The organism is Rivularia sp. UHCC 0363, assembly GCF_034931125.1.
Taxonomy (GTDB): domain Bacteria; phylum Cyanobacteriota; class Cyanobacteriia; order Cyanobacteriales; family Nostocaceae; genus Rivularia.
Map to the genome: position 1 here is coordinate 32558 of NZ_JAYGHM010000052.1, position 5797 is coordinate 38354.

Annotated in this window: 6 protein-coding genes and 1 tRNA gene; 4 read left to right on the forward strand and 3 right to left on the reverse strand. The window is 37.5% G+C overall.

Features of this window, described 5'->3' with window-relative positions; genetic code table 11:
• Nucleotides 1–51: 51 nt before the first annotated feature.
• Nucleotides 52–666 carry a hypothetical protein gene (locus VB797_RS24755; protein ID WP_323240410.1) on the reverse strand — a complete coding sequence of 205 codons (615 nt, stop codon included), beginning with the start codon at nucleotides 664–666 and terminating at the stop codon, nucleotides 52–54.
• Nucleotides 667–908: 242 nt separating this feature from the next.
• A complete protein-coding gene (locus VB797_RS24760) occupies nucleotides 909–1637 on the reverse strand; it encodes a hypothetical protein (protein ID WP_323240411.1) in 729 nt (242 codons plus the stop codon).
• 179 nt (nucleotides 1638–1816) lie between these two features.
• Here VB797_RS24760 and VB797_RS24765 point away from each other — a divergent pair.
• Nucleotides 1817–1889: transfer RNA gene (locus VB797_RS24765), tRNA-Arg, on the forward strand.
• A gap of 115 nt (nucleotides 1890–2004) precedes the next feature.
• Nucleotides 2005–2865 (forward strand): type I restriction-modification system subunit M N-terminal domain-containing protein, encoded by an 861-nt coding sequence (locus VB797_RS24770; protein WP_323240412.1) that lies wholly within the window; start codon nucleotides 2005–2007, stop codon nucleotides 2863–2865.
• Between the two features lie 53 nt (nucleotides 2866–2918).
• Here the strand turns inward: VB797_RS24770 and VB797_RS24775 are convergent, their stop codons facing one another.
• Nucleotides 2919–3677 (reverse strand): N-acetylmuramoyl-L-alanine amidase, encoded by a 759-nt coding sequence (locus tag VB797_RS24775; RefSeq protein WP_323240413.1) that lies wholly within the window; start codon nucleotides 3675–3677, stop codon nucleotides 2919–2921.
• Between the two features lie 551 nt (nucleotides 3678–4228).
• Here VB797_RS24775 and VB797_RS24780 point away from each other — a divergent pair.
• Nucleotides 4229–4954, forward strand: a complete 726-nt coding sequence (locus VB797_RS24780) for a sirohydrochlorin chelatase (protein ID WP_323240435.1) — start codon at nucleotides 4229–4231, stop codon at nucleotides 4952–4954.
• Entirely contained in the window at nucleotides 4951–5712 is a 762-nt protein-coding gene (cobA, locus tag VB797_RS24785) for a uroporphyrinogen-III C-methyltransferase (protein ID WP_323240414.1), read from the forward strand. The genes VB797_RS24780 and cobA overlap by 4 nt, the downstream gene beginning before the upstream one ends.
• The last annotated feature ends 85 nt before the right edge of the window (nucleotides 5713–5797 follow it).

Here is a 5797-nt window from a genome sequence, read left to right on the forward strand (position 1 = left end):
CTCCCCATCCCCCCATCCCCCCATCCCCCCATCCCCTCTTCCCTCATCTCATCAAGAAAGCGGAATAAAAAACTTCATTTTGGGAATTTGACTTAAAGTTTCATCACCACCCGATTGATTATTTGTAATTAGATTCAAAGACTTAGTTTCTGGGGAAACTTTACCCATAAAAATAAACTCCCCTTTGAGAGTAGTACCTGGTAAAATTTCCACATCTGGGTTAGTTGCTGGTGCAGCTAAACTGTAATTTTTGCCTAAATCGTCAACAAGCACCATTTCCTTACCGTTCCTGTTGAGTTCGATAGTATTTTTGGAACCGTTGGTAACAGACATTTCGACTTTGGTACTATCTTTTGTAAAGGAAATCTTTGTTAGTATTCCTACAGTCCCGTTAGGATGAGTGGTTTGAACATTCAATGTTTTTTCTGTAGGTAAAACGCTAACTTGACTCGACTGCGTAACCGAAGTCTTGCTTGTTACTGGGGGCTTAGTTACAGAAGCGTCATCGACAGTTCCCGGTAATTCGGTAGCAGTGCGATCGATTTGTTTGCTGAGTAACTGCTGTGCTTGCTTGTTAGTCAAGAAAAACCAAATTCCCGCACCAGATATCAGCACTAAGGTAAATACTACCCCTAATAGAAAACTACCACAGCCATTTCTTTTCATATTATTGTCAGTTTAAGAAATTAATTTTAGTAATATACAACTGTAAAGTAACTTTTATTGCGTGTTTGCTATAGTCTTTTTTGTAACTTTTTGATAAATTTTAGCTAGTATTTAACCTTTGTGGAATGAATAATACCTTGTTGCTTGTCTCTGGTAAGGAATACAGTATTTTGAGGCTCTGCTTCTAGTCTGGAAGCAGTAATCTTGCTCGTATTCTACATCTAAACTAAATAAGTAAAAGCCTACAATCTAGACAAACCTTTTTTTGGTTCTTTACTTTCTTTAATTGCCTTATTAAGTGAATCTTGAGTAGATTGTGAATCGTTTTTACTATTTACGAATAACTGTTGTAGCGGAATATAAAACTCAATTTTAGGACGACGGCTTAAGGGTTGGTCGCTACCTATTTGATTATTGGTAATTAGAGTTAAACTATTCGCTTTTGCAGTAACTCCACCTTCAAAAACTAATTCTCCTTTAAAACTTTGACCTGATTCAATTTCTAGGTCGGGATTATCAGCAGGTAACTTAAAATTGTATTTGTTCCCTAAATCATCCACAAGTACAACTCCTTTACCATGCAGGTTAAGGTAGATAGTATACAAAGAACCGTTTGTTACAACCATTTCGACAATAGTATTTTGTTTAGTAAAAGAAATATTAGTTAATCTTCCCACAGTTCCGTTAGGATGTTCTGCTTTAACGTTTAAAATTTTCTCTACTTCGATTAAACTATCGCTATCGTTAATTAAGGATTGAATATCAGATATTTTTTGTCCATCGGGATTTATTTTGTCGATGATTATTCGCTGCACTTGTCTGTTGTTGAACACAAGCAACACGCTAACACAAGCTATTAGCAAAACCGCAGAGACTATTCCTAGCACAAAGCCACTGTTGCTATTATCTATATCAGAAGTATTGTTGATTATTTTGTGTTTAAAATTATGTTTTAATTTATTTTTAGTCATATAATATTGCTTTTAATACTGCATGACTATAAAATAGCTTTTTTAGGTGTTTACATCAGTCTGCAAGGTAACTATTAGTGCTGTTTATCGATCTGATTTATAAAAATTACAGAGAGCAAATAGTATACTTATGTAGCCAGCAAAGGAAATAAGAGGTATACTGTTTATTAATATTGCGAGGGCGCGTAGCTCAGTGGATAGAGCGGCAGATTCCGGTTCTGTAGGTCGGGGGTTCAAATCCCTCCGCGCTCGTTTTATTATTATGACTGCTTGCTTATTTCTGGCTGGAAGGTCTGAGAAAATAGATTACGTTGACAGCCTAAAAGGACTATAATCAAATGTTTGGTTATCGTGATTACTCTTGTCTATGGCTGCGAACACTACCGATTTAGAAAAACGTCTATGGGATGCTGCTGATGAGTTAAGGGCTAATTCTAAGCTGAAATCTTCGGAATATTCTGTACCTGTTTTGGGTTTGATTTTCCTCCGCTACGCTGACTGGAAGTTTACCCAAGCTGAAAAGGAATTGAAGGATAAAGGTAGCAGTAGACGGGGTATTTCTGCATCGGATTATCAAGCTCGAAGTGTAATGTTTTTACCGGAAGCTGCACGGTTTTCTAAGCTGTTGGATTTACCGGAAGGGGCTGATATTGGTAAAGCCATAAATGAGGCTATGAAAGCCATTGAAGATGAGAATACACAGTTAAATAAATTAGAAACAACCACAGAAGCCTTTGCACGTACCAAAATTTGGGATGATGCAGTAGAAGCGATTTTAAGTAGCCCGAATCGCCCGAATCGCCCGCAGGCTGGAAGCCTGGGGCTACAGGAACAAAGCCTGCCTTCGCAGGCTGATATATTAGCCCACGAAGGTGGGCTTGGTAATTGTAGCCGCACCCTTGAGGGTGTTGGTGGTGTCTTAACCGAAGAAGAGTTAGCAATTTTTGATTTACTCACCAAACCTCAAATAGAACTTAGTCAAGTAGAACAAAAACAAGTAAAACAGGTTGCCAAAGAATTATTAACAATCTTGAAAACAGAAAAATTAGTTTTAGATTGGCGAAAACGACAACAAACAAAAGCTAGTGTAGAAGTTGCCATCAAAGATATTTTAGATAGACTACCCGAAAGTTACTCTATCGAATTATACAACCAAAAATGTCAAGAAGTCTTTCAACATATTTACGAATCTTATAACGGGAAAGAACGCAATATTTCTGAATCGTGAAGACGTAGCAATGCTACGTCTCTACATACTATCCAGAAATAATAATCAAAAGACTAATCAGCAATAAAATCGCTATGACCAGTATAAATGTAGTCAACCTGACGGGAAGCGAGTTTCGTTTCTAACTCCACAGCATAGTGAGACTCTTCTGTTGCAATCAACCTTGCTTTATAATCTCCTGGCTCTATTACCCGCAATTGTTTTATATCTATAGTTGAAGATTGTCCGGAAGAAGGTTTAAGGTAAGTAATATACCTAACTTTCAAAATACCCGATATAGTTGATATTTCTTCCTTACCAACCAAACCATCAACAATTGCGATCGCCATTTTATCCGCATCAAACAGTTTCATGTCTTTGTCGGAACTAATAAAGCAGCATTCAATTAAAATTGCTGGCATTGAGGTCAATTCTAAGACTCGGAATCTAGCTTGTTTGACACCCCGATTAAAAAATCCTAAAGAGACAATATTACTCAGTACTGACTGGGCTAAAGGTCGAGCAGCGCTAGTAATATCATACACATAAATTTCACTACCATTAGCTCTCGGACTACTAAAAGAATTGAAATGAATAGAAACAAAGTAATCAGTATCAAGTTGATTAGCTTTTCTTGCTCTTTGCATCAAGGAATCATCAGTACTGTAAGCCGATTTAGGGGTAACAGAAACAGCTTTATGTCCTCTTTGATTGAGCTTACTAATAACTAATTCTCCGACCAATTTAGTTAAAGCATCTTCACTGTACTGGCTAGTACGAGCGCCGGTATCGTAGGGAGGGCAGTTATGACCGATATCTATAGCAAATAACATTCGCGCATCTCCTTGTTTTTTCTACTACAATTCGATACACCCTTAAATATGAATACTTATTAATTAAGTCAAAGCTCAATTAAGCAAGGCAAATATCAAATAAATACATTCTGATAAAATGTATATAACTTTGATAATTGGCTCTCGTAAAATGCTAATATTTCTAACTAATATTGTAAAAAATATCTGTTTAAAATTTAATAAAAAATGTAGCTTTGGGTAAAAAAAAAGACTAATGTTTATGCTTGTTTATCTTTTTTTTATATAATAAATGGTAATTAATCTAACACCATTATTATTATTTTATTGGTATATACCGAGTGGTAACTTTGATTAGCTGTGGTTTTATGCTCGGAATAGTTACCGTGCGATAATATTGAAATTTTTTTAATTTAAAATAGAAGTATAGTTTCGATTATGTGTAATACTTAATATTCTTTGCATCCAAAATTGCCTAAACACCCATGCTTTGCTACGACTAATAATAATCTGCAAGAGTTATACAGCGAGAATCGGGAATGATTGATAATAAGAAATGTTTAAAATTAGTAATGTCATCTGCATATCTGCTAGTATCCCACGGAAGTAGAGACCCGCGCCCGGAAGTTGCGATGGAAGAATTAGCGCGAAATTTGCAAAATAAGTTGGCTTCAAATGATAAAACGCAATATGCTTTCAATGTCGGTACGGCTTATTTAGAACTACATCCCCAACCGTTACACGAACAAATCGTAGATTTTAGCAGGAAAGCGATCGCTGACGGATGCCGTCATTTAAAGATAATACCTTTATTTTTATTGCCAGGAATTCACGTTACCGAAGATATTCCGCAAGAAGTGGAATTAGCTAAAAAAACTTTGGGAGAAGATATTGCGATCGAGTTGCAACCATATTTAGGTTCTCACTGTGGTTTGCAAAAGTTACTAACTAGAAAAATCACCGATCCGTCAGTAGGCAGAATAATTGTAGCCCACGGTAGCCGTCGCGTCGAAGCGAATACTAGTATTGAAGAAACAGCAATTTCTGCAAATGCGGTTGCTGCTTATTGGGCTGTATCTCCAAGTTTAAAAGATATTGTTGCTCAGTTAGTGGCTGATGGTAAGCAAAAAATCGCAATTATACCTTATTTTCTGTTTCCTGGTGGTATTACCGATGCCATCGCAGAATCTATACAAGATTTAAAATTACTGTTTCCTAGGGTAAATTTTCAGCTATACGAACCTTTGGGAGGAAATGGGGAATTAATCGATTTGATTGGGGAATTGATGCAAAAATGAACCGGGATATGCAAAAAGCTGCGGGTAAAGTCTATTTAGTCGGTGCGGGGCCCGGAGACCCTGGATTGATGACTATCAAGGGAAAGGCGTTGTTAGAAGCTGCGGACGTTGTGATTTATGATGCTTTAGTCAGTCCGTCTATTCTCTTAATGATTAATCCCCATGCTGAAAAAATTAATGCCGGTAAGCGCCGGGGTAGGCATTCTTTATTACAAGATCGAACAACTGAATTATTGATTGAAAAAGCTCAAGATAATGCGATCGTAGTGCGTCTAAAAGGAGGCGACCCCTTTGTTTTCGGGCGCGGTGGCGAAGAAATGGAGGATTTAATTAAAGCTGGTGTATCAGTGGAAGTAGTGCCGGGAATTACAGCGGGAATCGCGGCTCCTGCCTATGCAGGTATTCCTTTAACCCATCGCCTTTATAGTTCTTCGGTCACATTTGTTACCGGACACGAATCTACAGGAAAATATCGTCCCGCAGTGGATTGGTCGAGTATTGCTAAAGGTTCAGAGACAATCGTGATTTACATGGGAATTCACAATTTAGCTTATATAGTAGAACAACTATTAAAAGCCGGGTTGAGTGCAGATACTCCCATTGGTTTAATCCGTTGGGGAACTCGTCCCGAACAAGAAGAATTAATCGGTAAATTAGCAACAATTGTCGAAGACGTGGAAAAAAACAGCTTTGAAGCACCTGCGATCGTTGTAATTGGTGCGGTGGTGAAATTGCATTCGGTATTGGGTAATGGGTAATGGGTAATGGGTAATGGGTAATGGGTAATTGCGAATAGATCACAGAACCAAGTGCGTTAATTTCAAGAAACCGCTCCAATGTTAG